Consider the following 21,378-nt stretch of genomic DNA (forward strand, 5'->3'; position numbering starts at 1 on the left):
CGCTCATGGTCGGGCAGTGACGGCGGCCGCGGGGCGGACGGCGGCGCGGCTGACGTACCAGCGTCGCCACAACACCGCGGCGGTGAGCAGCGAGACGACGGTGCCCCCGTCGTACATGAGCCGGGCGCCCTCCGCGGCGCCGAGGACGCCGGCCGGAGGAGCGGCGTACAGCCACTTCGCCAGGACGTCGTGCGCCGCCATCCCGGCGGCCAGCGCGCCGGCTCGGACCCCGACCCCGCGCCGGTGCGGCGTGGGGTCGACGGCGAGCACCGCCGCGGTGGCCAGGTAGCCGCTGACCAGCACGTGCAGCGCGACGAGCGCGGCGAGCGCCGGACGGTGGGCGGTGAGGGTGTGCAGGTCGGTGCCGTACAGCACCCAGAGGCCCGCGGCGTTGAGCGGGACGGCGACCAACGGGTCGGTGAGCCGGGCGACCAGGGGCCTCCGCAGCACGCGGGTCAGCCGGCGCGCGCCGGTCACCGGCAGGGCCCGCAGCGCCAGGGTCACCGGCGCGGCCAGCACCAGCAGCAGCGGCGCCAGCATGCCGAGGAGCAGGTGGCCGGCCATGTGCGCCCGCAGGTCGCCGTGCGCGCCGGTCAGCGCCCACCCCGCACCGGCCGCGACCAGGCCGGCCAGCCAGCACGCCGTCCGCAGCAGCGGCCACGGTGCCCGGCACCGCCAGGTCGCCGCGACGTACAGCACGGCGGCCGCCAGCACGACGGCCAGCGGCGTCACGGCGCGGGCGGCCGTCGGCGGGCGCGGGCCAGCAGCACGGCCCCGGCGGCCAGCAGCACGACTGCGCCGCCGATCCAGGCGGCGTCGTACCCGGTGAGGTCCACGCCGTAGCGCACCTGGTGCACCCGCAGCAGCTTGTGGTCGACCACGCCGTCCCACAGCTGGAAGGCGCCGGCGCCCAGCAGCAGCGCCGCCCACCAGCGCAGCCGGTCGAACCCGCCGCGGCGCCGGACGTCGGCCAGCAGCGCCAACCCGGCCACCACCGCCGAGAGCGTCGCCGCGTGCAGCACCCCGTCGGAGACCAGGCCGGCCGCGCCGCCGGCCCGGTCGTAGAAGTGGTGCCAGTGCAGCAGTTGGTGGAACACGATCTCGTCGACCGCGCCCATCAGGCCGGCACCGGTGAGCAGGCCGGAGACCAGCAGCCGGCGGCCGGGCACGACGCGGGCACCTGTCACGGCCGAGCGGTGCCCCGGGACGGGAGCCGGAAACGGTGTGCCGGGACGGGAGCCGGAAACGGTGTGCCGGGGTCGGGGGTCCCTCGGCCCGCTGACGGCACCGACCGGCTCCGCGTCACCGGCCCGCACCACGCGGATGGGTTCCGCGACGGGTGCGTTCCGGTGTCCGGGCGGTGGGGTGCAGGTCCGCACCCCCGCGTGGGCCAGGATGGGCCGGTGCGTGCGAGGGTGGGCTGCGGAGTGCCGGCATGAGCGGGCGGGGCTGGGCGCTGTTCCTGGCGATGTCGCTCATCTGGGGCGTGCCGTACCTGCTCATCAAGGTGGCCGTCGGCGACCTCTCCCCGGTGATGGTCGTCTTCGCCCGTTGCGTGCTCGGCGCGGCCCTGCTGCTGCCCTGGACCGTCGCCCGCGGCCGGCTGCGCCCGGCGCTGCGGCACTGGAAGCCGCTGCTGCTGTTCACCGTGCTCGAGATGACCGGCCCCTGGCTGCTGCTGTCCTACGCCGAGCAGACGCTGTCGAGCTCGCTGACCGGCCTGCTGGTCGCGGGCGTCCCCTTCGTCGCCGCGCTGGCCGCCCGGCTGGCGGGGGAGGAGGAGCGGCTCACGCCGGTGCGGCTGGCCGGGATGGGCCTGGGCGTGGTCGGCATCGCCGTCCTGCTGGGCCTCGACGTCGAGGGCCTCGCGCTGCTGCCGCTGCTGGCCGTGGCCCTGGTGGTCGTCGGCTACGCCACCGCGCCCCTGGTCGTCAGCCGCGCGCTGCCCGACGTCCCCGGCGTGGCGGCCAGCGCGGTCGCGCTCACCGTCACGGCCGTGGTCTACGCCCCGTTCGCCGTCCCGCAGCTGGACGAGGCGGTACGCGCCCCGGCCGACGCGCTGCTGGCGGTGCTGACCCTCGGCGTGCTGTGCACCGCGGTCGCCCTGGCGCTGTTCTTCGCGCTGATCCGCGAGGTCGGCCCGCAGCGGGCGCTGGTCATCACCTTCCTCAACCCCGCGGTCGCGGTCGTCCTCGGCGTGCTGCTGCTCGACGAGCCGTTCACCCTCGGCCTCGCCGTCGGGCTGCCGGTCATCGTGCTCGGCTGCGTGCTCGCCACCCGCCGCAGCCCCGCGCGCAGCGACCGCTGCGAGCTGTCGGACGTCGACGCCGCCGTCCCGTGAGCCCGCGGGGCCGAGCCCGGCTCAGCCGAGCCGGCGCACCTGCGGCCAGATCTGCGACCAGGGCACCAGCCGGTCCGAGGCGACCCGGACCGGCACGCCCTGCTCGTCGTTGTCCAGGCCCACCCCGTTGTCCACGCGCGCGGCGAGCTCGACCCGGCCGAACCAGCGGCGCAGGTGCTCCTCGGGGAACCCGACCGCGACGACCGCGGTCACCTCGTCCCCGGGCGGCCCCCACGACCAGTAGGCGTTGTGCCCGCTGTACGCGGGGGCCAGGCCCGGCGCGAAGCGGTCGACCGCGCCCGCCTCGCCGTAGTTGCGGGTGAGGACGGCGACCGGCTCGCCGGCCGGCAGCCGCTCGCGGGCCCGCTCGACCGTCGCGGCGAACGCCGGCCAGCCGACGGTCTCGCCGGCGTCGTAGTTGACCGCCGGCACGGGGCTGCCGGCGAGCGACCGGACCGGGAGCAGGGGCAGCATCAGCAGCGCGTCGACCACGAGGCTGAGCACCAGCGCGGCCGCCACGAGCCCGGCCCGCGCCCGGCCCGCTCCGCGCCGGACCCACCCCAGCACCGGATCCGCCCCGGCGGCCAGCAGCACCGGGTAGAGGCCGGCCAGGTAGTAGGGCTTGCCCCCCGTCAGCAGGAAGACCGCGGCCAGGACGACGTAGGCGACCGCGAACGCCCGCCACGGGCGCAGCGCGGGGTCCCGGGCCAGACGCACCCAGCCGGCGACCCAGACCGGCACCAGCAGCGGGCTGACCAGCACCAGCTGGAAGGGGAGGAAGAGGTACCAGGGCTCGCTGGTGCCCGAGCTGCCGGCGGCGATCGCGTCGGCCAGCGCCAGCTGCGGCCAGCCGTTGGCCGCCTGCCACGCGAGGTTCGGCGCCCACAGCAGCAACGCCAGCGCGCCCCCCAGCCACGGCCAGGGGGACCGGAGCGCCGAGCGCGGCCCGGCGACCAGCACGCCGACCAGCACCGCGGCCACCAGGAACGCCGGCTGCACCTTGTTCTGCAGCGCCACCCCGGCGACGGCGCCCGCGAGCAGCCACACCGCACCGCCGTCGCGCAGGGCCCGCACCAGCAGCCAGGACAGCGCCGCCCACGCCAGCAGGTCGGGCGTCGCCGTCGACAGGAGGTGGCCGACCGCGAGCAGGAACGCGGAGACCCCGATGGCGGCGGCGGCCAGCAGCTGCGCGGCGCGCCCGCCGCCGAACTCCCGCGCGAGCAGCCCGGTCAGCACCACGACCAGCCCGGCGGCCACGGCCGACGGCACCCGCAGCGCCACCAGCGACCCGGGCGCCAGCGCGTCGACCGCCGCGGCCAGCAGGGGGGTGAGCGGCGGCTGGTCCACGTACCCGAACGCCGCCTCGCGGCCGGCGCGCAGGAAGTACAGCTCGTCGCGGTGGTACCCGTACCGGCCGGAGACGGCCACGAGCAGCAGCGCGACCGCGGCGGCGAGCGCAGTGAGGGGGCCACGGGCCACGGCGGGCCGCTGCGTCGGGGCCGGCCGCGGGAGGGCCGCCGTCCCGGTCATCCCGGGCACCGTAGCGGGCCCGGACCGTCGGTGGCCGCGGCTAGCGTCCCGGGCGTGGACCGGATCCGTTGCGCGTGGGGCGAGAGCGCGCCCGAGTACGTCGTCTACCACGACGAGGAGTGGGGCACGCCGCTGCACGGCGACGACGCCCTCTTCGAGCGGCTGTGCCTCGAGGCGTTCCAGTCGGGGCTGTCGTGGATCACCATCCTGCGCAAGCGGCCGGCGTTCCGCGCGGCGTTCGCCGGGTTCGCCATCGACGCGGTCGCGGAGTTCACCGAGGAGGACGAGGCCCGGCTGATGGCCGACGCCGGCATCGTCCGGAACCGGGCCAAGATCCGGGCCGCGGTCGCCAACGCGCGGGCGGCGCAGCAGGTCCCCGAGGGGCTCGACGCGCTGCTGTGGTCCTTCGCGCCCACCGGCCCGCGGGCCCGCCCGGCCACGCTCGCCGACGTCCCGGCCACGAGCCCGGAGTCGACCGCGATGGCCCGGGAGCTCAAGCGCCGGGGCTTCGTCTTCGTCGGGCCGACGACCGCCTACGCGCTGATGCAGGCGACCGGCATGGTCGACGACCACGTCGCCGACTGCTTCCGCGCCACCCCCTGAGGGGCCCTCGTGTTGGTCCTGAGCGACGGATACGGGATCATGGGAGCAGAGCTCACAGCATCGACGAGCAGCCGCACCGCAGCTCACCAGGCTCGCGGGTGGCCGATGAAGGAGGCACGCATGGCGGCCATGAAGCCGCGCACGGGTGAAGGTCCCCTGGAAGTCACCAAGGAGGGGCGCGGCCTGGTCATGCGCGTACCGCTCGAAGGCGGCGGGCGCCTGGTCGTCGAGCTGTCGCCGGACGAGGCCGCGGCTCTCTCCGAGGCACTGAAGGGCGCGACCAGCTGAACACCGCAGCGCAGCTGCCCCCGGGCAGCCCCGCGCAGGACGACACGGCCCCGGCCGCCGGCAGCACGCCGGCGACCGGGGCCGCGCCGTTGCCGCGGGTCGAGGTCCACACCTCCCTCCCGGAGCTCGGGGAGGACGACGTCCTGGCCGTGCCGGTCGGGTCGGGCGCCGCGCTGCCCTCCTGGCTGACCGCGCCCGGTGCGCCGGTCGACGCGGAGCTGATCGCCGCTGCCCTGCGCGACACGGGCAACACCGGCGGACCGGGCACCGTCACGAACGTGCCGGTCCCCGGCCGGCGCCCGCGCAGCGTGGTCGCGGTGGGCGTCGGCGACGCCACCCTGCCCGACGTGCGCCGAGGCGTCGGGGCCGCCGTCCGGCGGGCCCAGACCCTCGCCGAGCACGGCGCCCGCCGGCTGGTGCTGCCGGTCGACGACGCCGCCGCGCCCGCCGGGGCCGAGGAGGTCCGCGCCGCCGTCGAGACCGCGCTGCTGGCCGGGTACCGCTTCCGCGAGACGTCCCAGCCGCACCCGCCGCGGCTGGTCACGGTCACCGTCGTCGCGACCGACGGTGGCGACCCGGCCGTGACCGCCGCCGCCCGCGCGGGTGAGGTCGGCGCCCGGTCGGTCGCCTGGGCCCGCGACCTGGTCAACACCCCGAGCAACACCAAGAACCCGGCCTGGCTGGCCGAGCAGGCGGTCGCGCGGCTGCAGGGGCTGCCGCACGTCACCGTCACCGTGCTCGGCCCCGAGGAGCTGCGGGCCGGCGGCTTCGGCGGCGTCCTCGCCGTGGGTGGCGGGTCGGCCACCCCGCCACGGCTGGTCGTGGCGAGCTACCGGCCGCCCGGTGCCCGCGCGGGCCACCCCGTCCTGGTCGGCAAGGGCATCACCTTCGACACCGGCGGCATCTCGATCAAGCCCAACGCCGGCATGCGCGAGATGAAGACCGACATGGCCGGTGGGGCCGCCGTCCTCGCCGCGGTCGACGCCGCGGCCCGGCTGGCGCTGCCGGTCGCGGTGACCGCCGTCGTCCCGGCCGCGGAGAACGCCGTCTCCGGGTCCTCGTACCGTCCGGCCGACGTGGTGCGGCACGTCGGCGGGCGGACCACGGAGGTGCTCAACACCGACGCCGAGGGGCGCATGGTGCTCGCCGACGGGCTGGCCCACGCGCGGCTGCACCTGGGCGCGACCGTGCTGGTCGACGTCGCCACGCTGACCGGTGCGATGAAGGTCGCCCTCGGCACCCGTACCGCCGGGCTGTACGCCACCGCCGACGGGCTGGCCGACGCGCTGCGCACCGCCGCCGGACACGCCGGCGAGCCGGTCTGGCGGATGCCGCTGGCCGAGGAGTACGCCGACCTGCTGGAGAGCACCGTCGCCGACGCCAACAACGCGCCGGGCAACCCCGGTGGCACGACCGCCGCGCTGTTCCTCCGGCCGTTCGCCGGCGACCTGCCGTGGGCGCACCTCGACGTCGCGGGCCCGGCACGCGCCGGCTCCGACGACGCGGAGGTCGTCAAGGGCGGCACCGGCTACGGCGCCCGGACGCTGCTGCGCTGGCTGGAGGCCGGCGCGCCGGTCGACGCCCCGATGACCACCGACTGATGGCGGAGGACCACAGCGGCGTCGTCTTCCCGGCCGGACCCGACGGGCGGCGCAGCACCGCGGCGCTCGGGCGGGCGGTCGTCGCCGAGGCGCTGCGCCCGGTGGACCCGACCGGCGCGGCCGCCGCCGAGCGGGAGACCAACTGGCGGGCCGGCTACCTGACCCACTTCCGCCGGCTGGTGGAGGCCGGGCTGTCCTCGCGCGCGTCGGCGCTGGCGATCGCCGACGCCGGGTTGACCGCCCTGCACGCGCGCATGCGGGTGGCCGGACCCGACGGGGAGGCCGGGCTCGACGTCCTGGCTGCCGCGCCGGCCGGGCGCACCCTGGGCACGGTCGAGGTCCGGGGCACCGCCGAGCCCGAGCGGGAGCTGTCCCTGCCCTTCCACGGCGGCCGGCTGCGCGGGAACGCGCTGCTGCACCAGCTGGACGCGTGGGTCGAGGCGGGGGTGGTGGAGCCCTCGTGCGCCGAGGCGGTCGGCACCGTCGCGGCGCACCCGGAGTGGCTGGTGCTGCCCGACACCACCGTGGTCGTGCTGGGCGCGGGCGCGGAGATGGGGCCGCTGACGGCGCTGCTGCGCTGGGGCGCCCGGGTCGCGGCGGTCGACCTGCCGCACGCGCCGCTGTGGGAGCGCGTGCTCGACACCGCCCGCAGGGGAGCCGGGACGCTGCTGCTGCCGGTCAGCGATCCCGAGGCCGAACCGGTCACCGCCGGCGGCGCCGACCTCATCGCCGAGGTGCCCGCCGTCGCCGACTGGGCGGCCGCGCTGCCCGGCCGCCCGGTGCTCGGCAACTACGTCTACGCCGACGGTGCCACCAACGTGCGGGTGTCGGTGGCCGTCGACGCCCTCACCGTGCGGCTCGCCGCGGCCCGCGACGACCTCGCGCTGGCCTTCCTGGCCACGCCGACCGACGTCTTCGCCGTCCCGGCGGGAGCGGTCGAGCAGTCGGTCCGGGCCTACGCCGGGCGGTCGCGGACCGGCAAGCTGCTCGGCCGCCCCCTGCGCACCCTCTCGGCCGGCCGGTTGCTGCAGCGCGCCTACGTGCCCGGCACCGACCCCGGCATCGCCGACTGCCTGGTGGCCCAGCAGGGTCCCAACTACGCACTGGCCAAGCGGCTGCAGCGCTGGCGGGCGACGACCGCGCGGGCCGCCGGCACCACGGTCTCGATGAACGTGGCGCCGCCGACCCGGACCCGCTCGGTCGTGAAGAACCGGGCGCTGGCCGCGGCCTACGCCGGTGCGCACCGGTTCGGCGTCGAGGTGTTCGAGCCAGCGACCTCCAACGTGCTCATGGCGGCCCTGCTCGTGCACGACCTGCACACCGGCGGCGGGCCGGCGCACGAGCAGCCGTGGCAGGACGAGGCCCACGCCGCCGCCCACGGCGGGCTGTGGCGCAGTGCGTACGCCCCGCGCAGCGCGCTCGGCCTGGCCGCCCTGCTCGGGTACGGCGCCGCCCGCGGCTGACCGCGGGTCCTGCCTCAGGCCGGGCCGACCAGGCCGGCGACGATCTCCGCCGACAGCGCGACCAGCGGCAGCCCGCCGCCGGGGTGCGACGATCCGCCGACGAGGAACAGCCCGGGCACGGGGCCGGCGTTGGCCGGGCGCAGGAACGCCGCCCGGGCGCCGTTGCTCGACGTGCCGTAGATCGAGCCCCCGGCGCTGCGGGTGTCGCGCTCGAGGTCCGCCGGGGTCCGGACGACGCACCAGCGCACCCGCTCCCGGACGTCGAGGCCCCTGGCGGCCATGACCTCGAGTACCCGCTGCGCGTACCGGTCGGCCAGCCCCGGCGCGTCCCAGTCGACGCCGCCGTCGGGGTCGTGCCGCGGGGCGTTGACCAGCACGAACCACGACTCGCTGTCGTCGTCGGGCCGGGTGGCCGGGTCGTCGGGGGCGCTGACGTAGACGGTGGGGTCCGCCACCGGCTGCGGGGCGCCGCGGTGCCGGCCGGTGCCGAAGACCGCGTCGAACTCGGCGTCGTAGTCGGCGGGGAAGAGCACGCTGTGGTGGGCCAGCCCCGGCGTCCGTCCGCGCAGGGCCAGCAGCAGCACGAACCCCGACAGGGACGGCGTGCTGCGGGCGAGGTCGCGGCGCACCCCCCGGGTCGCGCGGGACGCCGGCAGCAGGTCGGCATAGAGCATGGCGGCGTCGCCCCCGGAGACGACGACGTCGGCCCGCAGCACCTCTCCGCCGGCCAGCCGCAGCCCCGACACCCGGCCGCCGTCCACCAGCACCCGCTCCACGGCGCAGCCGGTGCGGACGACGGCGCCGCGTCCGGCCGCCCGTTCCGCCACCGCCTCGGCCAGCCGACGCAGGCCACCGCGCACGTACCAGGAGCCGAACTCCTGCTCCACGTAGGGCACGGTGGCCAGCACGGCCGGAGACCGCCGCGGGTCCGAGCCCGAGTAGGTGGCGTACCGGTCGAGCAGGGTGCGCAGGTGCGGGTGCCGCAGGTACGCCGTCCCGAGGCCGCGCAGCGTCTGCCACGGCGCGACGGTGGCCAGGTCGGACGCGCTGCGGGCCAGCCGGGCGAGGGTGGCCGCACCGGCCAGCGGTGAGCGCAGGAACGGCTGCTCGGTCACCCGCCACATCGCCTCGGCACGGGCCGTCAGCCCGGCCCACTGGGCGCCGGTCCCGGGGCCGAGGGCGGCGTCGACGGCGTCCCGGACGTCCGCACGGCGCCCGGGCACGGCCAGCGGCGTGCCGTCGGCGAACCGGTAGGCGACCGCGGGGTCGAGGCGGACGAGGTCGACGGCGTCCTCCAGGGGGCCGCCGGTGGCGGCGAAGAGGTCCCGGTACACCTGCGGCAGGGTCACCAGGCTCGGGCCGGTGTCGAAGGCGTGGCCGTCGCGGGCGTACCAGCCGAGCTTGCCCCCGACCTCCGGCGCCTGCTCCAGCACGGTGACGGCGTGCCCGAGGGCGGCCAGCCGGGCCGCCGCGGCGAGCCCACCCATCCCGGCGCCGACCACCGCCACCCGCGCCACGCGCCCACGGTAACCACAGCGCCCGGGCAACCCCGGGTTCCCCCGGTCGGCTGAAGATCGTTTGGATGCGCTCTCGGGCGGGGTAGCCGGTCGGTCCGACCAGCACCGTCGGGGACGGGCGAGGAACAGGGGGTACCCGTGCGCACCTCGTGGAGGTACCCGGCCGCGATCGTGCCGGTGGCCGTGGCGCTGTCCGGCTGCGCGAGTCTCGAGACGCGGGACGTCGGCGCGGTGGCCGCGGGGTTCGAGGACCCCACGGGCGACCCGGCGCAGCGGTGCTCCCTGCTGGCGCCGGCGGCCCTGGCCGCCCTGGAGTCCGAGGCGTCGGCACCGTGCGAGGACGCGCTCGCCGACGTGCCGCTGCCGGGCGGTGCGGTCGAGTCGGTGGAGGTGTGGGGCGGCAACGCGCAGGTCCGGTTGAGCGGGGACACCGTCTTCCTCGCCGAGACCGGCACCGGCTGGAAGGTGGTCGCCGCCGGCTGCCGGCCCCGGGCCGAGGCGCCGTACGACTGCGAGGTGGAGGGGCCGTGAGAGGTGTCCGGGCGGTCCTCGCCGCCTACCTGGTCGTGCTGCTGCTGGGCATCGTCTACGTCACCGCCCTGGGGTTGACGGGCCGATGAGCACCCCGGACCGGTACAGCTTCCTCCGCGCCAACGCGCTGAGCCTCACCTTCGGCGCGCTGTTCCTGGTCACCCTGGTCGGGCAGGCGGTCTCCGGCACGGCGGACTTCAACGCCCAGCAGGTCGCCGGCGGGCTGCCGACCGTGTCGTTCCTGGACTACGTCACCTCGTCCTCCTTCGGCGTCGACGTCATGGAGAACTGGCAGTCGGAGTACCTGCAGTTCCTCCTCTACGTCTTCGCCACCGTGTGGCTCATCCAGCGCGGGTCCTCGGAGTCCAAGGAGCCGGGCCAGGAGGGCACCGAGTCCGACGAGGAGCAGCAGGTGGGGGCGCACGCCGGAGCGGACTCCCCGGCGTGGGCGCGCGCCGGCGGCTGGCGCACGACGCTGTTCTCCCGCTCCCTCGGCCTGCTCATGGGCGCGCTGTTCCTGCTGACCTGGGCCGCCTCCTCGGTCGCCGGCTGGGCGGCCTACAACTCCGAGCAGCTGGCCGACCGGCAGGACCCGGTCAGCTGGGTCGGTTACCTCGGCGAGGCGGACTTCTGGAACCGGTCCTTCCAGAACTGGCAGTCGGAGATGCTCGCGGTCGGCTCGATGGCGATCTTCTCCGTCTACCTGCGCCAGCGCGGGTCGCCGGAGTCCAAGCCGGTCGGCGTCGCGCACGCGGACACCGGTCAGACCGGCTGAGCGGGAACCGCCAGCGCCAGGACGGCGAGGTCGTCGGCCTCGTACCGGGAGGCACGCAGCTGCGCCTCGACGGCGGTGGCCACCGCAGCCACCGTGGCCTCGGCGCCCCCGGGTGCGGTGCCGACCGCCCGGGCCAGCCCCTCGTCGCCGAACTGGACCCCGAGGTCGTCGCGGGCCTCGGTCACCCCGTCGGTGTAGAGCACCAGCGTCGAGCCCGGCGGCAGCTCGACGTCCACCACGTCGACGTCCAGCTCCACGGAGATCCCGAGCGGCCGGCCGACGGCGCCCACCTCCGTGGTGGCGGTCCCGGTGGCCAGCAGCGGGAGGGGGTGCCCGGCCACGCCGACACTGGCGCGGACGCCGTCCGCGTCGGGGGAGAGCACCAGGCAGCAGGCGGTGACGAACCGCAGCGGGCCGTCGGCCTGCTCGTGCAGCAGCGCCGCGTTGACCGCCCGGAGCACCTCCGCCGGGTCGCCCGAGGCTCCGGCCGCCCGCGCGGTGTGCCGGGTGAGGGCGGTGACCGCGGCGGCCTCGGCGCCGGTGCCGCAGACGTCGGCCATGAGCACCATCCACCGGCCGTCCGGTAGCGGCATGACGTCGTAGGTGTCGCCGCCGACCAGCGCCGAGCCGCCGCCGGGGCGGTAGCGGGCGGCCAGCTCCACGCCGGGGATCGACGGCAGGTGGGACGGCAGCAGGCTGCGCTGCAGGGTGTCGGCGAGCTCCCGCACCTCCGACTCCGCCCGCAGCCGGCCGAGGAACTGGCCGATCTGCCGGCCGGCGTGGGCCAGCACGTCGAGCAGGTCGGCCGGGACCGACCGCTGCTCGCGGGAGAACAGCTCGCACACCGCGAGCAGCTCATCGCCGCGCAGCACCGGGAAGGCGACGCCGGTCCGCAGGCCGTCGGCGCGCGCGGCGGCGAGCCGGGTGAGGCGGGGCTCGGTCCACAGGTCCTCGATGACGACGGGCGTCCGGCGGGACCAGGCCAGCCCCGGCAGCGTCTCGCCGCGACCGATCCGGTGGGCGTGGGAGGCCTCGTGCAGGGCCGGCACCTCCGACCCGGGGGTGGTCCAGGTGCCGACGTGGTCCAGCCGGTGGCTGGCGGTGTCGGGCTCCCAGAGGGTGGCGGCATCCCAGTCGAGCTCGGTGCACAGCGTCGGGAGCAGGTCGCGGAAGGCGACGTCGGCGTCGGGCGCCTGGGTGAGTGCCGCGGTCACGCGCAGCGTCGCAGCGAGGTGGCGGCTGACCTCGAACTGTCGCTCGAGGAGGATCGTCGTGCTCGCGTCGCGCAGGACCGCCACCACCAGGGCGCCGTCCGGGTCGTGCCCGGCCACGGGGACCATCCGGGACAGCGTGAGGTCGATCGCCACCTCGTGACCGTCGGCGTGCAGCGCGTGCACCCGGGTCGTTGCCCCCACCAGCTTGCCCTCCCCGGTCGCCCGGTACCGGGCGAAGCCCGCGCCGTGGCCGGAGCGGAGTCGTTCGGGCATGAGCACCGTCAGCGACTGCCCCAGCAGCGCCTCGGACCGGTGTCCGAGCAGGACCTCGACCGCCGGGTTCACGTAGGCGATACGGCCGTCCCCGCCGGCGACGACGACCGTGTCGGGGAGCGCGGTGAGCAGGGAAGTCGCCGCGACGGCGGAGTCGAACTCGGACGCCATCGCCTCGGTGTTCCTCTTCCTCATGGGTACGACGTCCACGATCCCACACGGGCCGTCAACCGCCCAGTACTCCGTGTCGACATGTGGCCATGCCGACACGGGGTCCGGTCAGAAGGCGTACCGCACCCGCAGCCACGGGGCGTGCGCCCCGATCAGCTCCTGGAGGCGGTCGAGCCCGGCGCGCTTGACGTCGTTGCGGTAGCGCACGTTCCACTGGCCGTTCTGGCTGCGCTTGGGCTGCTGCAGGTCCGGCCGCCACAGCAGCTGCTCCGCCCGGGGGTGCCAGCCCAGGTTGACCTCGTGCAGGTCCCGGTTGTGGGTCAGCATGATCACCTCGGCGGCGGCCTGCGCCTTGGCCGCGGGGGCGAGCCGGTCGTCCAGCTGCTGCAGCAGCCCGGCCCAGTCGGCCTCCCACCCCTCGCGCAGGACGACGGGGGAGAGGTTGAGGTGCACCTCGTAGCCGGCCTCGACGAAGTCGTCCACCGCGGCGATCCGCTCGGCCACCCGGCTGGTGCGCACGTCGAGCACCTTCGCGTCGGCCTCGGGCATCACGGAGAACCGGATGCGGGTGCGGCCGCGCGGGTCGAGGTCGAGCAGCTGCCGGTTGACGTACTTGGTCGCGAAGGAGGCCTTCGCCGTCGGCAGGTCGCGGAAGGTGCTGACCAGGTCGGCGACGTTGTCGCCGACCAGCGCGTCGACAGAGCAGTCGCTGTTCTCGCCGATGTCGTAGACCCAGCTGACCGGGTCGCACTCGTCGGCCGCCGGCTTGGGACCCTGCCGGGCCACGTGCCGGCGCAGGTAGCCGGTGATCTGCTCGATGTTGGTGAAGACGGTGATCGGGTTGGCGTAGCCCTTGCGCCGGGGGACGTAGCAGTAGGCGCAGGCCATCGCGCAGCCGTTGGCGGTCGAGGGGGCGATCCAGTTCGCCGAGCGGCCGTTGGGGCGCGCCGACAGCGACTTCTTGACGCCGAGCACGAGGGTCTCGGACTTCACCCGCACCCAGCGGTCGACGTTGCCGGCGTTGCCGTGCAGCTCGGGGATCTGCCAGTGCGACGCGACCTCGACGACCTCGGCGTCGGGGAACCGGGCGAGCACCTCGCGGCCCCGTGGCGAGGCGAGCGCGGCGGGCTCGGCGTGGATCTCCCGCACCGGCAGCAGCCGGGAGAGGTCGGGGTGGACGGCGGTCGGGGTCGGATCGGCTCCCACACCGGGTGCAGCGGCCCCGGGGGACCCGCTGTTCCGGGGGCGGGTGCGCTCCGGCCCACACTCAGGCCAGGTCGAGGCCGCGCTCGGTGAGGAAGGCCGACGGGTCGGTCGGGACGCCGTCCACCAGCACCTCGAAGTGCAGGTGGCACCCCGTGGAGTCGCCCTTCGTGCCGACCCGCGCGATCTGCTGACCGGCGACCACGGGCTGGCCGACGACCACCAGCAGGTCGTCGTCCTCCATGTGGGCGTACCGAGTGACGAGGCCGCCGCCGTGGTCGACCACGACCAGGTTGCCGTACCCCGAGGAGGCGCCCGCGCGGACGACGACCCCGCCGGAGGCCGCGAAGACCGGCGCGTCGCAGCCCGGCGCGAGGTCCAGCCCGGCGTGCAGCCGGACGCCGCCGCCGGTCGGGTTGTCGCGCTGACCGAAGCCACTGGTGAGCGGGCCGTCGGTGGGGGTGGTCCAGTCGCCCTCGACGGCGCGCAGCACCGGGCCGGTGCTGGTGCACGGGACCGAGCCGGTGCCCGGGGCGAGGCCGGTCACGGTCGCCCCGGACAGGGCGGCGGCCACCTCGAGGGCGTCGTCCCACCAGCGGGCGTAGTGGTACGGGTCGGCGTTGCGCTGGGTGCGGTGTGCGGCGAGGGTCGGCGGGAGGGTCTCCCACCCCTCGACCCGGAGCAGCGCCTCGTAGAAGTTCGTGGCCGAGATGGTCGGGTCCATCCGGTCCTCGTAGCTGCCCCAGGCGCCGTTGGCGCGTTGCTGGAACAGCCCGCGGGAGTCCGGGCCGACGGCGTCGCCGTGGTCGACGACGGTCAGCGAGGACTCGCCCATCGCGGTCATCACGCCGATGACCTGCCCCCGTGGGCTGACCCCGAGCGCCTCGCCCGCCTCCATGATCATCGCGGCGTTGACCAGCTGGGTGCCCGACCAGCCGGCGACCGGTCCGTCCGGGACGCCGCTGACGCTCACCGGCGTCCCGCCCGGCGTGCACGCGCCGGCCTGCCGGTCGGCCTCCGTCACCAGCGCCGCGGTGAGCAGGCCGCCGGCGAGGAGGACCGGGGCGAGCGCGGCCGCGACCGCCGTCCTCCTCACGGCGCCGTCCCCGGTGCGTCGGTGGCCGGAGGCGGGGTCAGGGCCTCGGGCGTCGCGGTCCCGGTCGACTCGACCGGGGTGATCCGCTCGACCAGCCACGGGGCGCCGTCGCCCTCGCGGACGAGGAGGACGGCGTACTCCCCGGCATCGGTCGGGACGAGCACGGTGGCCAGGTAGCCGCTCACCGCGGGGGTGGCCCGCGGGGGCCCGGTGACCGCCGAGGCGGGGACCGCCGCGGGGTCGGTGCCCTCGTAGGCGGCCGCGGCCGCGGGGCTGAGCAACGGCTGCAGCTCCGTCCACCACCGGGCGGGGTCGACCGTCGGCCGGGCGAAGGCGGTCAGCGCGGTGGTGGCGGCGTCCAGTGCGGCGGTGCGCGAGACGTCGTCGTCGACCGGGGAGGGGAGCGGGGCGGGCAGGTCGGCGTCGGCGTCGCCGGGAGCCGTCGGCTCGGGGGAGGCCTCGGTCCGCGGCTCGTCCCCCGCCGGCGCGCCGCCGCAGCCGGTCAGCAGCAGCGCCGTGGCCAGTGCAGCGACCGCCGTGATACCGCGCCGCGAGCTGGACATGCCCGTGACCCTCCCGTCGACCCCGGCGGGACCCCCGCCACACCGGTTCCCCAGGGAGTACAGCCGGACGAGGGACGTCCACGGCACCCCCAATGTCGGGCATTGCTGCTCGAGGAGCTCCCATCCACCGTGGACGACGACAACCGCTGACCTCTCGCTCCCGAGGACGGATCCCGATGAGCCTGCTCTCCTCGCCGGTCGCGCTCGCCGTGGTGGACCCCGGCCAGGGCGTGGCCCCGCCCGGTTCCGAGGGCATCGTGACGATCGTCCAGTGGGTCGCGTGGACGGTGCTCGCCGTCTGTGTCGTCGGGGTGCTGCTGGTCGGGGCCCGGATGGCACTCGCCCACCGGCGCGGTGAGGGCGCCGAGCACGCGGTGAGCCTGGCCTACGTCCTGGGCGGCGCGGTCCTGGCCGGGTCGGCCTCCGCGCTGGTCGCGGCGCTGGTCTGAGCGCCGCGGGACACGGGGGACAGCTGTGGACGACCACCAGACGGCGGAGGTGCCGACGTGACCGCGCCCGTCCCGCCCGAGGAGACGACGGACCCGGTGACGACGACGCCGGCGGAACCGACGGCCGTGACGCCGGCCGAGCCCGTGCCGACCACGCCGGCGCCGACGACGCCGGCCGAGCCCGTGCCGACCACGCCGGCGCCGACGACGCCGGCCGAGCCCGTGCCCACGACGCCGGCGCCGACGACGCCGGCCGAGCCCGTGCCCACGACGCCGGCGCCGACCACGCCGGCCGAGCCCGTGCCGACCACGCCGGCGCCGACGACGCCGGCCGAGCCCGTGCCCACGACGCCGGCGCCGACCACGCCGGCCGAGCCCGTGCCCACGACGCCGGCGCCGACGACGCCGGCCGAGCCCGTGCCCACGACGCCGGCGCCGACGACGCCGGCCGAGCCCGTGCCGACCACGCCCGCGCCGACCACGCCGGCCGACCCGCTCGTGCCGGCGGGTGAGGTCGTCCCGCCGGCCCCGCCGGCCCCGCCGGCGCCGCCGGCCCCACCGACGCCGGAGCAGACCGCCGTCGAGGTGGACCGCGTCCCGGCCGCCGTCGTCGACGACGGCGTGGTGCCGCCGGCCCCGACGGCCGACCAGGTGGCGGTGGAGACCGACCGCATCCCGGCCGCGCTCGCGGAGGCCGCGCCGGGTGGGGAGGAGTTCGACCGGCTGGCGAGCCTGTCGGCGGGTGACTCGATCAGCGGGTCCGTGGACGTGGCCGAGCTGGACACGGCGTCCGGCTTCGGCGACGTGTTCCTCGACCCGGCCATCCCGGCCGCGGGGGTGGGTGTGTTCGACGAGACCGGAGGAGGCGACATCGTGGGCGACCTGGCCAAGGAGATCGTGGAGGCCGCCGGCGACGCGCTGGCCGCCGTCGCGCGGCTGTGGGCCGACCCGCCGTCGCCGGGGATCGGCACCGTCGGTGCCGACGGCACCGCGGTGCCGTCGGAGGCGGCGGACCTGCTGACCGGGTCCCTGGCCTGGTACTCCGGCGCGGTGGCGGTCGTCGCGGTGCTGGTCGCCGCGGCGCGCATGGTGTGGCAGCGGCGGACCCAGCCGCTGGCCGAGCTGATGCGCGGCCTGGGCACGCTGGTGCTGGTGGCCGGCGCGAGCCTCACCGGGGTCACGCTGCTGGTCAGCGCGGCCGACGCGTTCTCCGTGTGGGTGCTGCAACAGGCCACCGGGGACGTCGAGGCGGGCCTGACCGACCTGCTGGCGCTGCAACAGACCGACGGCATGTCCGCGGTGCTCGTCGTCCTGCTCGGCACCGCCGCACTGCTGGGCGCCGTCGTCCAGATCGTGCTGCTGGTCGCCCGCGGGGTGGTGCTCGTCGTCCTCGCCGGGGTGCTCCCCCTGGCGGCCTCGGCGACCAACACCGACACCGGGCGGGTGGTGTTCGTCCGCACGCTGACCTGGACGCTCGCCTTCGCGCTGTACCAGCCGGCCGCCGCCCTGGTCTACGCCACCGGCCTGCTGCTCGCCCCGGCGCCCGAGGACGCCCCGCTGATCGCGGCGCTGACCGGCACCACCTTCCTCGCGCTGGCCATCGCCGCGCTCCCGGCCCTGCTGCGGGTGCTCCAGCCGGCCGTGCGCACGGTGACCGCCGGGAGCGACCGCCTCCGGGTGGCGGCCGGCGGCCTGCCCTCCGGTGCCCGCGCCGTGGCACCGGCCGGCGCCGGCACCGGAGGCGCCACCGCCGTCTCGACCCTGCGCGTCCCGTCCACCCGTGGCGCCCACCGCCGGACGGCGGCCGCGACGATCGACTCCAGCGGAGCCCGCGTCGGCGCCCGCCTGGGCGCCGGCCTCCCCGCGCGGGACGCCGTCCCGGCCGCCGCCCCCGGCCCCGAGGCCGTCCGCGCCGCCGCCGAGGCCCGGTCCCTGCCCGCCGCCGAGGCCCGCTCGCTGCCCACCCCCCGGACCGACGCAGAGGACCCGCGCCCGTGACCGCCGCGCCCGCCCCCACCGCCCCGCCCCGCACGTACGGCAACTGGCGCCGCCCCACGACGCCCGGCCTCGGCGGCCTCGGGCTCCTCGGCACCGGGCTGCTGCTGGCCGGCCTGCTCGGGGTGATCGCCACCCAGTTGCTCGCCGGCCTGCTGTGGGCGCTGGTCGCCGGCGGCGTCCTCGCTGCGCTGCTCGCCCTGCTGGTGGTCCGCGACCGGCACCACCGCTCGGGGCTCCAGCGGCTGTCCACCCGGGTCGGCTGGTCCCGCGCCCGGCGCGGCGGCGCCCATCTCTACCGCTCCGGGCCGCTGGGTCGTACGCCCGAGGGCACCCACCAGCTGCCGGGACTGGCCGCGGCCTCCCAGCTGTCGGAGTGGCAGGACGCCCACGGCCGGCCCTTCGCCCTGGTGACCGTCCCGGCGACCCGGCACGCGACCGTCGTGCTGGTTACCGAGCCCGACGGCGCCTCGCTGGTCGACGAGGAGCAGGTGGACACCTGGGTGGCCCACTGGGGCGCGTGGCTGGCCGCCCTCGGCAACGAGCCGGGCCTGGTCGCGGCCGCGGTCACCGTCGAGACGGCCCCCGACACCGGCACCCGGCTGCGCCGCGAGGTGGACACCTCGCTGGACCCGCGGGCGCCGCAGGTGGCCCTCGCCATGCTGCGGGAGGTGGTCGAGACCTACCCGGCCGGCTCGGCGACCGTCACCGCCTACGTCTCCCTCACCTTCTCCACGGCCGGTCGCGCCGGCGGCCGGCGGCGCGACACCGCCGACGTCGCCCGCGACATCGGCACCCGGCTGCCCGGGCTCACCGCGGGTCTGACCGCCACCGGCGCCGGCGTCGTGCGGCCGGCCACCGGCCAGGAGCTGTGCGAGGCGGTCCGGATCGCCTACGACCCCTCCGCGGCGCGGGTCCTCGACGAGGCGCACGCCACCGGCGGGCCACCCGAGCTGAGCTGGTCGGACGTCGGCCCGGCCGCCGCCCAGGCCGGCTGGGGCTGGTACCGGCACGACGGGGCGGTGTCGGTGACCTGGTCGATGACCGAGGCGCCGCGCGGCGAGGTCTTCTCCTCGGTGCTCGCCGACCTCGTCGCCCCCCACCCCGACGTCGACCGCAAGCGGGTCACCCTGCTCTACCGGCCGCTGGACGCCGGGCACGCCGCCCGCATCGTCGAGCAGGACCGGCGCACGGCCGACTTCCGGGCATCGTCGTCGTCCCGGCCGTCGGCCCGCGTGCTGGCCGACCAGCGCGCCGCGGCCCTCACCGCCGAGGAGGAGGCCCGGGGTGCCGGGCTGGTCGACTTCGCGATGCTCGTGACGGCGACCGTGGCCGACGCCGACCTCCTCGACGACCTGCGGGCCGCGCTCGACGCCGCCCGCGCCGCGATCGACAACCTCTCGGCGACCGCCCGCACCCAGCTGCGTCCGGTCTACGGCTCGCAGGACTCCGCGTTCGCCGCCGCGCTGCCGCTGGGCATCGTCCCCTCCGCGCACCTGACCGTCCCCCGCGAGTTCCGGGAGGCACTGTGAGCCGCAGCCGGGCCCTCCGGCCCTCGCCCGGACCGGGCGCGCGCGGCTGGCCCGGCCGCGGCCGCGGCTCGGCCACCTACGTGCAGGCGCCCGACGAGTGGCGCGCCACGACGGTGCAGGCGTGCGGCCTGTGGCCCTTCGCCGCCGGCGCCGGGACGCCGATGACCGGGGTGCCGCTGGGTCGCAACCTGCTCACCGGCGCCACCCTGTGCTGCGACCCGATCAGCTGGTTCCAGCGGGCCCGGCTGATCAGCAACCCCTCGGCGTTCGTGCTCGGCAAGCCCGGCCTGGGCAAGTCGACCGTCGTGCGCAGGATGGCGCTCGGGCTGGCCGGCTACGGCGTCCTGCCGATGGTGCTCGGCGACCTCAAGCCCGACTACGTCGACCTGGTGGAGGCCATCGGCGGGCAGGTCATCCGGCTGGGCCGCGGCCGGGGCCACCTCAACGTGCTCGACCCCGGCGAGGCCGTGGCCGCCGCCGCCCGGCTCACCGGCGACGCCCGCAGCCAGGTGCTCGCCGACGCGCACGGACGCCGGCACGCGATCGTCGCCGCCCTCATCACCGTGATGCGCGGCGCCCCGCCCACCGACCGCGAGGAGACGGTGCTCGACCGGGCACTGCGCGTCCTGGACGACACCCACGACAGCGCGCGGCTGGGCGCCCCCACGCTGCACCACCTGCTCGCCGTGCTGCGCGCCGCCCCCGAGGACGTCCGCGCCGCGGCGCTGGACCGCGGGGACCGCGCCCGGTACGACGACGTGACCGAGGACCTCGAGGCCACCCTCGTGGGCCTCACCGGCGGCGGCCGGCTGGGCCGCATCTTCGCCGAGCCGACGACGACGCCGATGCGCCGCGACCGCCCGGTGGTCTTCGACGTGTCGAGCATCGACGACGCCCAGACCGACCTGCAGGCCGCCGTCCTGCTCGCCTGCTGGTCGGCCGGGTTCGGTGCGATCAGCGTCGCGCACGCCCTCGCTGACGCCGGGCTCGAGCCGCGGCGGCACCACTTCGTCGTCCTGGACGAGCTGTGGCGGGCGCTGCGGGCCGGGCGCGGCATGGTCGACCGGGTCGACGCGCTCACCCGGCTCAACCGGCAGCGCGGCGTCGGCATGGCGATGGTCAGCCACACCATGAGCGACCTGCTGGCCCTCCCGACCGAGGAGGACAGGATGAAGGCCCGCGGCTTCGTGGAGCGCTCGGGCATGGTGATCTGCGGCGGGCTGCCCGCGGCGGAGATGCCGATGCTCAGCTCCGCCGTCCCGCTGACCGGTGCCGAGCAGGAGCTGCTGGCCGGCTGGCAGGACCCGCCCGCGTGGAACCCGGGCACCGGCGTCGAGGCGGAGCCGCCCGGCCGGGGCCACTTCCTGGTGAAGGTCGGCGGCCGCCCCGGCATCCCGGTGCACGTGGCGCTGACCGAGGTCGAGCGCGAGCTCAACGACACCAACAAGCTGTGGCACGAGCTGTCCCGCTCGGCCGGTGACGACCTCGGGTTCCCCGCCGGGTCACCCACCACCGAGGGTCCCGTCCGCGGCTGAGCGGTCGAGCACCCCGCGAGACCGGCGTGCTCGTGGCCATCACCAGCTGATGGCCACGAGCACGCCGGTCTCGCGCGTGGAGGGGAGCGGCGGCGTCAGCAGCCGGCGGACGGCGAGGGCAGGGCACCCGGGTGCGGCCACGCGCGGCCGACGACGGTGCCCAGCAGCTGCTCGGTGGGCACCGGCCCGAAGGCGCGGGAGTCGATCGACCCGTCGCGGTGGTCGCTGAGCAGGAACAGGGAGTCCTCGGGCACCGTCACCGGCCCGAACCAGACGCCGTCCATCAGCGCGGGGTCGATCGCCGGCTCGCACACCGGGGCGCCGTTGACCACCAGGACGCCGTCCTCCAGGCCGACCTCGTCGCCCCCGATCGCCACGGCCCGCTTGACCAGGAGGCCGTCGTCGAGCGGGTGGTGCACGGCGACGACGTCCCCGCGCCGTACCGGGCCGTCCCCGTGACGGACCACCAGCAGGTCACCGGGGGCGGTGGTGGGGGTCATGCTGTCCGCGTCGACCCGCATGAGCTGCAGCGGCAGCAGGCCGGCCATCGACGCGACGAGCAGCAGGACCAGGCCGGCCGCCGCCCAGGTCGCCAGACCGCTCAGCCGACGCCACAGCGCGCTGCCGCGGCTCCGGGTGCGGGGGTCACCGGGAGCCGCGGCAGCTGATCGGGTGCCGTCCCCGCCGGGGGGGACGGC

Annotated in this window: 20 protein-coding genes; 11 read left to right on the top strand and 9 right to left on the bottom strand. The window is 76.9% G+C overall.

Features of this window, described 5'->3' with window-relative positions; all coding sequences use genetic code 11:
* Positions 1 to 3: 3 nt before the first annotated feature.
* On the bottom strand, positions 4 to 732 hold the full coding sequence (locus ACI78V_RS19095; RefSeq protein WP_456853591.1) for a cytochrome c oxidase assembly protein: 729 nt from the start codon (positions 730 to 732) through the stop codon (positions 4 to 6).
* Positions 729 to 1,187, bottom strand: coding sequence for a DUF2243 domain-containing protein (locus ACI78V_RS19100; protein WP_456853593.1), 459 nt, complete (start codon positions 1,185 to 1,187; stop codon positions 729 to 731). The genes ACI78V_RS19095 and ACI78V_RS19100 overlap by 4 nt, the downstream gene beginning before the upstream one ends.
* Positions 1,188 to 1,435: 248 nt before the next feature.
* On the opposite strand from ACI78V_RS19100, the gene ACI78V_RS19105 reads away from it, so the two are divergent.
* Positions 1,436 to 2,341, top strand: coding sequence for a DMT family transporter (locus ACI78V_RS19105; protein ID WP_456853595.1), 906 nt, complete (start codon positions 1,436 to 1,438; stop codon positions 2,339 to 2,341).
* Positions 2,342 to 2,362: 21 nt separating this feature from the next.
* Here ACI78V_RS19105 and ACI78V_RS19110 read toward each other — a convergent pair whose 3' ends face one another.
* Positions 2,363 to 3,871, bottom strand: a complete 1,509-nt coding sequence (locus tag ACI78V_RS19110; RefSeq protein ID WP_456853597.1) for a glycosyltransferase family 39 protein — start codon at positions 3,869 to 3,871, stop codon at positions 2,363 to 2,365.
* 54 nt (positions 3,872 to 3,925) lie between these two features.
* Between ACI78V_RS19110 and ACI78V_RS19115 the strand changes: the two genes are divergently transcribed.
* From ACI78V_RS19115 to ACI78V_RS19130, 4 genes are all read left to right on the top strand, one after another.
* Complete coding sequence (locus ACI78V_RS19115) at positions 3,926 to 4,474, top strand: DNA-3-methyladenine glycosylase I (RefSeq protein ID WP_456853599.1); 549 nt, start codon at positions 3,926 to 3,928, stop codon at positions 4,472 to 4,474.
* Between the two features lie 120 nt (positions 4,475 to 4,594).
* On the top strand, positions 4,595 to 4,762 hold the full coding sequence (locus ACI78V_RS19120) for a DUF3117 domain-containing protein (protein WP_012947303.1): 168 nt from the start codon (positions 4,595 to 4,597) through the stop codon (positions 4,760 to 4,762).
* Positions 4,763 to 4,851: 89 nt separating this feature from the next.
* Complete coding sequence (locus ACI78V_RS19125; protein ID WP_456853600.1) at positions 4,852 to 6,363, top strand: leucyl aminopeptidase; 1,512 nt, start codon at positions 4,852 to 4,854, stop codon at positions 6,361 to 6,363.
* Positions 6,363 to 7,826 (top strand): hypothetical protein, encoded by a 1,464-nt coding sequence (locus tag ACI78V_RS19130; protein WP_456853602.1) that lies wholly within the window; start codon positions 6,363 to 6,365, stop codon positions 7,824 to 7,826. The genes ACI78V_RS19125 and ACI78V_RS19130 overlap by 1 nt, the downstream gene beginning before the upstream one ends.
* Positions 7,827 to 7,840: 14 nt before the next feature.
* Here the strand turns inward: ACI78V_RS19130 and ACI78V_RS19135 are convergent, their stop codons facing one another.
* The gene (locus ACI78V_RS19135; RefSeq protein WP_456853604.1) at positions 7,841 to 9,343 is read right to left on the bottom strand and encodes a phytoene desaturase family protein; all 1,503 of its coding nucleotides are present in this window, start codon (positions 9,341 to 9,343) and stop codon (positions 7,841 to 7,843) included.
* Between the two features lie 138 nt (positions 9,344 to 9,481).
* On the opposite strand from ACI78V_RS19135, the gene ACI78V_RS19140 reads away from it, so the two are divergent.
* Complete coding sequence (locus tag ACI78V_RS19140; protein ID WP_456853606.1) at positions 9,482 to 9,874, top strand: hypothetical protein; 393 nt, start codon at positions 9,482 to 9,484, stop codon at positions 9,872 to 9,874.
* An 85-nt stretch (positions 9,875 to 9,959) separates the two neighbouring features.
* Complete coding sequence (locus tag ACI78V_RS19145) at positions 9,960 to 10,649, top strand: DUF6766 family protein (protein WP_456853608.1); 690 nt, start codon at positions 9,960 to 9,962, stop codon at positions 10,647 to 10,649.
* Here ACI78V_RS19145 and ACI78V_RS19150 read toward each other — a convergent pair.
* The 4 genes from ACI78V_RS19150 to ACI78V_RS19165 form a co-directional block, all read right to left on the bottom strand.
* Complete coding sequence (locus ACI78V_RS19150; RefSeq protein WP_456853610.1) at positions 10,637 to 12,331, bottom strand: SpoIIE family protein phosphatase; 1,695 nt, start codon at positions 12,329 to 12,331, stop codon at positions 10,637 to 10,639. The genes ACI78V_RS19145 and ACI78V_RS19150 overlap by 13 nt on opposite strands.
* Before the next feature lie 84 nt (positions 12,332 to 12,415).
* Positions 12,416 to 13,513: a spore photoproduct lyase family protein gene (locus ACI78V_RS19155; protein ID WP_456853612.1), complete on the bottom strand. Its 1,098-nt coding sequence runs from the start codon at positions 13,511 to 13,513 to the stop codon at positions 12,416 to 12,418.
* Positions 13,514 to 13,574: 61 nt separating this feature from the next.
* Positions 13,575 to 14,606: a M23 family metallopeptidase gene (locus ACI78V_RS19160; protein WP_456853613.1), complete on the bottom strand. Its 1,032-nt coding sequence runs from the start codon at positions 14,604 to 14,606 to the stop codon at positions 13,575 to 13,577.
* On the bottom strand, positions 14,603 to 15,169 hold the full coding sequence (locus ACI78V_RS19165; protein ID WP_456853615.1) for a hypothetical protein: 567 nt from the start codon (positions 15,167 to 15,169) through the stop codon (positions 14,603 to 14,605). Before ACI78V_RS19165 ends, ACI78V_RS19160 begins: the two co-directional genes overlap by 4 nt.
* Positions 15,170 to 15,345: 176 nt before the next feature.
* On the opposite strand from ACI78V_RS19165, the gene ACI78V_RS19170 reads away from it, so the two are divergent.
* The 4 genes from ACI78V_RS19170 to ACI78V_RS19185 are packed head-to-tail and all read left to right on the top strand — an operon-like array spanning position 15,346 to position 20,680.
* Entirely contained in the window at positions 15,346 to 15,618 is a 273-nt protein-coding gene (locus ACI78V_RS19170; protein WP_456853617.1) for a hypothetical protein, read from the top strand.
* Positions 15,619 to 15,675: 57 nt separating this feature from the next.
* Positions 15,676 to 17,616 carry a hypothetical protein gene (locus ACI78V_RS19175; RefSeq protein ID WP_456853619.1) on the top strand — a complete coding sequence of 647 codons (1,941 nt, stop codon included), beginning with the start codon at positions 15,676 to 15,678 and terminating at the stop codon, positions 17,614 to 17,616.
* Positions 17,613 to 19,145, top strand: coding sequence for an SCO6880 family protein (locus tag ACI78V_RS19180; protein ID WP_456853621.1), 1,533 nt, complete (start codon positions 17,613 to 17,615; stop codon positions 19,143 to 19,145). Before ACI78V_RS19175 ends, ACI78V_RS19180 begins: the two co-directional genes overlap by 4 nt.
* On the top strand, positions 19,142 to 20,680 hold the full coding sequence (locus ACI78V_RS19185; protein ID WP_456853623.1) for a hypothetical protein: 1,539 nt from the start codon (positions 19,142 to 19,144) through the stop codon (positions 20,678 to 20,680). The genes ACI78V_RS19180 and ACI78V_RS19185 overlap by 4 nt, the downstream gene beginning before the upstream one ends.
* A 95-nt stretch (positions 20,681 to 20,775) precedes the next feature.
* Here ACI78V_RS19185 and lepB read toward each other — a convergent pair.
* A partial coding sequence (lepB, locus tag ACI78V_RS19190) for a signal peptidase I (protein ID WP_456853625.1) occupies positions 20,776 to 21,378 on the bottom strand: 603 nt, incomplete at its 5' end.

The sequence above is a fragment of the Geodermatophilus sp. SYSU D00742 genome (genome assembly GCF_054049935.1).